Below are 5,772 nucleotides of genomic sequence, written 5' to 3'. Positions count from 1 at the left end.
GGGTCGTCGGCAGCGTCAGATGTGTAAAAGAGCCAGCCCTCGGCGCGCACGCGAGCCGCGAACGCCGCGACCCGCTCCCAGTCCCGCGTCGCCTCGAGCGCCGGGCGGGCGGCCCCGAGCATCCGCTCGATCACCACCCAGGCGGGTGCGGCGGATGCGGAGGCCGGGTCGACGAGGTCCGCCTCCGTGCCGTGCCGCGCGGCGTGCCACACGGCGGCGTCGAGCAGCTCGGGCTGCCGGGCGGCCGCCGCGTGCGGCAGCTCGCCCGCCGCCGCCGTCTCGACGAGCGCCCGGCTCAGCAGCGCGAGCGCGACGGTCTCGTCGGCGCGGAGCTGCGCGTCGAACACGCGCAGCTCGACCGTCGGGTAGTGCTCGGGGAGCCGCGCCATCCAGAAGAGGGAGTGCTCGTCGATCGTCGCGCCGAGGCCGACGATCGCGCGCACCCGGCGCTCGTAGTCGGCCGCGTCCGCGAAGTCGGGCGGCACCGACGCGGTCGTGAAGCGGCGGCCGACGATCGTGCGCCAGCTCGCGAAGCCCGTGTCGCGGCCGTCGAAGCACGGCGAGTTCGCCGACAGCGCGAGCAGCGGCGCGAGCCACGGGCGCATCGCCCGCAGCACGGCGACCCCCTCGTCGCGGGAGCGCACCGCGACGTGCACGTGCAGGCCCTGGATGCGGTGGTCGGGGCGGGCGGCGCCCAGCAGCTCGTCGAAGCGGGCGTAGCGGTCGCCGTCGCTCACGCGCGAGCGCTCCCGGCCGATCGGGGTGCCGACGCTCGCCGCGACGAGGCCTCGCCGCTCGGCGGCGGCGCCCACGGCGCTCCGCCAGCGCCGCAGCACGCGGTCGGCCGTGGGCGCGTCGACGAGCACGGGTGTCGAGAGCTCGAGCTGCGAGCGCAGGAACTCGTGGCTCACCCGGCCCTCGACGCCGCGCTCGACCTCGGCGAGCACCTCCTCGGCCACGTCGACGGGGTCGAGGCTCGCGGGCTCGAGCAGCGCGACCTCCTCCTCGACCCCGAACGTGCGGGGCGATCGCGGCGCCGGATGCACGACCGTCATGCGCGGATTCTCGCACGCCGCTGTGTGCGCCTCCCGGCGCACCCGGTCGGATGCTGGCTGAGAAGTCGCCGATGGTGCGCCGCAGACCCATGGTGGACAGTGAAGCCATGCGCGCGATCTGGAAGGGCTCGATCACCTTCGGGCTGGTGAACGTCCCGGTGAAGCTGTACTCCGCGACCGAGGAGCACGACCTGCAGCTGCACCAGGTGCACGACGCCGACGGCGGGCGCATCCGCTACGAGCGCAAGTGCGAGGTGTGCGGCAAGAAGGTCGCGTACGAGCACATCGACAAGGCGTACGACGACGGCGAGCAGACCGTCGTGCTCACGGGCGACGACCTCGAGGCGCTCCCGGCGGAGCGCTCGCGCGAGATCGAGGTGCTCGAGTTCGTGCCGAACGAGCAGATCGACCCGATCCTGTTCGAGCGCAGCTACTACCTCGAGCCCGACTCGAAGAGCCCGAAGGCCTACGTGCTCCTGCGCCGCGTGCTCGAGGAGACCGAGCGCACCGCGGTCGTGCGCCTCTCGCTGCGGCAGCGCACGCGGCTCGCGACCATGCGGGTGCGCGACGACGTGCTGCTCGTGCAGACGATCCGCTGGTCGGACGAGGTGCGCGCGGCCGAGTTCGACTCGCTCGGCGACGACCTGAGCGTCGGCAAGCGCGAGCTCGACCTCGCCCGGTCGATCGTGCGCGACCTCGAGGCCGACTTCGACCCCGAGCAGTACGTCGACGAGTACCAGGAGCAGCTGCGCACGCTCGTCGAGGCGAAGCTCGAGCAGGGCGACGCGCTCGACACCGCCGCGACGTTCGGCGAGACCGACGACGAGGAGGGCGCGGAGGTCATCGACCTGCTCGAGGCGCTGCAGCGCTCGGTCGAGAAGCGCAAGGGGGCGGATGCGCCGAAGGGCTCGCGCGCGTCGAAGGGCTCGGATGCGTCGGAGGAGTCGGAGGACGCCGACGAGGACGCCGGCGCGAGGCCAGCGGCCCGCTCCCGCAAGGCGCCGGCGAGCTCCGGCGCGAAGGCGGCAGCGACCAAGAAGGGCACGGCGTCGAAGCCGGCCACGAAGCAGCCCGCGGCGAAGAAGCCCGCGGCGAAGCAGCCGGCCGCGAAGAAGCCGGCAGCGAAGTCGACGGCGGCGAGCAAGCGGAAGTCCGCCTGACGTGGCGGCCGCCGACCGGATCGTCGTGGGCGGGCGGAGCCTGCGCTTCACGAACCCCGACAAGGTGCTGTACCCGTCGACCGGGACGACGAAGCGCGACGTCCTCGAGTACGTCCTGCGCGCATCCGAGCCCATCATCGCCCATGCGGGCGGCCGCCCCGTCACGCGCAAGCGCTGGACGGAGGGCGTCGGCACCGAGCGGAAGCCCGGGCAGGTGTTCTTCCAGAAGACGCTCGAGAAGGGCGCGCCCGAGTGGGTGCAGACGGTCGAGCTGCAGCACTCGACGGGCCCGAAGCAGTACCCGGTGCTCACCGAGCCCGCGGTGCTCGCGTGGATGGCGCAGATGGGCGCGCTCGAGCTGCACGTGCCGCAGTGGCGCATGCTCGACGGGGAGCGGCAGAACCCCGACCGGCTCGTGCTCGACCTGGATCCCGGCCCCGGCGCCGACCTCGACGACTGCGCGCAGGTGGCGCTGTGGGTGCGCGAGGTGCTCGAGGACATCGACCTGCACCCCGTGCCGCTCACGAGCGGCTCGAAGGGCATCCACCTGTACGCGCGGCTCGACGGCACCGTCACGAGCGAGCAGGCGAGCGAGGTCGCGCACACGCTCGCGCGCTCGCTCGAGCAGATGCACCCCGAGCTCATCGTGAGCGACATGAAGAAGTCGCTGCGCGAGGGCAAGGTGCTGCTCGACTGGAGCCAGAACTCGGGCTCGAAGACGACCGTCGCCCCCTACTCGCTGCGCGGGCGGCTGCGGCCGACGGTCGCGGCGCCGCGCACGTGGGAGGAGATCGAGGCGGGCGGGCTGCAGCAGCTCGAGTACACCGAGGTGCTCGAGCGGCTCGAGCGCGACGGCGACCTCATCGCGTCGCTCGACCCGCCGCCCGACCGGCTCGCGAAGTACCGCGGCATGCGCTCGGCGCACCGCACGCCCGAGCCGGTGCCCGCCGAGCCGCCGACGCCGACCGACGGGCGCTCGTTCGTCATCCAGAAGCACCAGGCGACGCGGCTGCACTACGACTTCCGGCTCGAGCAGGAGGGCGTGCTCGTCTCGTGGGCGGTGCCGAAGGGCCTGCCGTCGAGCCCCAAGCAGAACCGGCTCGGCGTGCAGACCGAGGACCACCCGCTCGAGTACGGCTCGTTCGAGGGCACCATCCCGAAGGGCGAGTACGGCGCGGGCGTCGTGAAGATCTGGGACTCGGGCACGTACGAGCTCGAGAAGTGGCGCGACGACGAGGTGATCGCGACGCTCCACGGGCAGCCCGACGGCGGCCTCGGCGGCGAGCCGTATCGGTTCGCGCTCATCCGCACCGACGCCGAGAAGCGGCAGTGGCTCGTGCACCGCATGAAGGAGCAGGACGCCGAGCGCGACGCGCGGCTCAAGGGCTACGCGCCCTCGAAGGCCGCGCAGGCGCGCGCGGCGCGCGGCGAGGAGCCCGACGACGCGGACGCGGCCGAGCCCGCGGCGCCGCCCGCGCCGCGTCGGCGGCTCGCGCCGAGGCTCGGGCGCACGGCGCGCGCGAAGGGCGACGCCCCGACCGACCTGCGGCCCATGCTCGCGACGCTCGGCGATGCATCCGGCATCGACGACGAGCGCGAGTGGTCGTTCGAGGTGAAGTGGGACGGCTGGCGGGTGCTCGTCGAGCGCTCGGGCTCATCGGTGCGGCTGCTCAGCCGCAACGGGCGCGACCTCTCGGGCGCCTTCCCCGAGCTCGTCGAGGCGGTGCCGAAGGCGATCGAGGCGGATGCGGTGCTCGACGGCGAGGTCGTGATCCTGAAGCGCGGCGCGGCCGACTTCGAGGCGCTCCAGGACCGCGGCGGGCTCTCGGGCCGGCAGGCGGTGCGCGCCGCGAAGGCGACCCCGGCGACGCTCGTGCTGTTCGACCTGCTCGAGGAGGGCGGCGAGCGGCTCGTCGACGAGCGGCTCGACGAGCGGCAGTCGCGGCTCGACGAGCTCGTGCACGAGAGCGCGCGCGTGAAGATCTCGAAGCCGCTGCGCGGCTCGCTCGCGCGGATCCTCGAGGTCACCGCCGAGCGCGGCCTCGAGGGCGTCATGGCCAAGCGGCACGACAGCCGCTACAAGCCGGGCCGGCGCAGCGACGACTGGCGCAAGCTCAAGCACCAGCAGTCGCAGGAGGTCGCGGTCGTCGGCTGGCTCGAGGGCAACGGCTCGCTCGCCGGCACCGTCGGCTCGCTCGTGCTCGCCCTGCCGGGCGAGGACGGGCGGATGCGCTACGCCGGCCGGGTGGGATCGGGCTTCTCGGGGCGCGATCGCGACCGGCTGCGCGACGAGCTGCAGCCGCGGCGCACCGCGCCGGCGATCGAGGGGCTGCCCGCCGACGTCGCGCGCAAGGTGCACTGGGTGCGCGGCGCGGTCGGCGAGGTCGAGCACACGGAGCGCACGACGTCCGGCGCGCTGCGCCACCCGGTCTGGAAGGGCCTGCGCCGCGACAAGGCGCTCGCCGACCTGAACCCGTAGCCCGCCGCCCCCGCCGCCCGCCGCCCCCGCCGCCCCCGCCGCCCCCGCCGAGGAGTGTCGGCCAGATGCCGTCGGGCGGCGGCGCGACGACAACCGGCCGACACTCGTCGACCGAGCGGACGTGCGGGGGCGGGGGCGCGGGGCGCTCGCGGCCGCGGTGGCTCGGGGCAGGGGCGGCGCGGCGGAGGGGCGCGCGCATCGGGCATGCTGAGGAGCATGCCCGAGCCGATCGACGACGCCCCGCTCGCGGGCCTCGTCGTCGCGGACCTCTCGCGCGTGCTCGCCGGCCCGCTCGTCGGGGCGACGCTCGCCGACCTCGGCGCGCGCGTCATCAAGGTCGAGCAGCCCGGCGGCGACGGCACGCGCGCGTGGGCGCCGCCCGCGTCGGCGACCGGCTCCACGTACTTCGACAGCGCGAACCGCGGCAAGGAGTCGATCGCCCTCGACCTCGCCGACGCCGACGACCGGGCGCTCGCGCTCGAGCTCGTCGCGGGCGCCGACGTGGTCATCGAGAACTTCCGCCCGGGCGCCGCCGCTCGCCTCGGGCTCGACCGCGCGGCGCTGCGCGCCCGGCACCCGCGGCTCGTGTGGTGCTCGATCACCGGGTTCGGCGCGCAGCCGGGCGGCGCCGAGCGCGCCGGCTACGACTTCGTCGTGCAGGCCGCGAGCGGCCTCATGCACATCAGCGGCGATCCCGACGGGCCGCCGACGAAGGCGGGCGTCGCGCTCGTCGACGTGCTCACCGCGAAGGACGCGCTCGCGGGCATCCTCGCGGCGCTCGTGCGCCGCGGCACGACCGGCCGGGGCGGGCTCGTCGAGGTCGCGCTGCTCTCGAGCATCCAGGCCGCGCTCGTCAACCAGGCGCAAGCGGTGCTCGGGCCGATCTCGGCGGAGGCGGTGCCCGGCGCGGCGTCGCCCGCTGCACCGCCCGCCCGGCCGACCGAGCCCCGCCGGGCCGGCAGCGCGCATCCGTCGATCGTGCCCTACCAGCTGCTCGCGGCCGCCGACGGGCCGCTCGCGGTCGCGATCGGCACCGACGCGCAGTTCCGCGCGTTCGCGGCGCTGCTCGGTGCGCCGG

General features: G+C 75.0%; 3 protein-coding genes. All 3 read left to right on the top strand.

Annotation, left to right across the window (positions count from 1 at the left end; translation table 11 throughout):
- The first annotated feature begins 1,162 nt into the window (after positions 1-1,162).
- Complete coding sequence (locus tag NWP09_RS11255) at positions 1,163-2,215, top strand: Ku protein (RefSeq protein ID WP_258275603.1); 1,053 nt, start codon at positions 1,163-1,165, stop codon at positions 2,213-2,215.
- 1 nt (position 2,216) lies between these two features.
- Positions 2,217-4,694 carry an ATP-dependent DNA ligase gene (locus NWP09_RS11250; protein WP_258275602.1) on the top strand — a complete coding sequence of 826 codons (2,478 nt, stop codon included), beginning with the start codon at positions 2,217-2,219 and terminating at the stop codon, positions 4,692-4,694.
- A 216-nt stretch (positions 4,695-4,910) separates the two neighbouring features.
- Positions 4,911-5,772: CaiB/BaiF CoA-transferase family protein (locus NWP09_RS11245; protein ID WP_258275601.1), on the top strand; the 862-nt coding region annotated here is incomplete at its 3' end.

Source organism: Agrococcus sp. HG114, from assembly GCF_024723325.1.
Lineage (GTDB): Bacteria > Actinomycetota > Actinomycetes > Actinomycetales > Microbacteriaceae > Agrococcus.
The sequence above is the reverse complement of the archived record's forward strand: the minus strand, read 5'-3'. Positions and strand labels throughout refer to the sequence as shown.

Excerpts from the sequence above, each read along its gene's own strand:
- NWP09_RS11255 (WP_258275603.1), top strand. The coding sequence starts at position 1,163 with ATGCGCGCGATCTGGAAGGGCTCGATCACCTTCGGGCTGGTGAACGTC.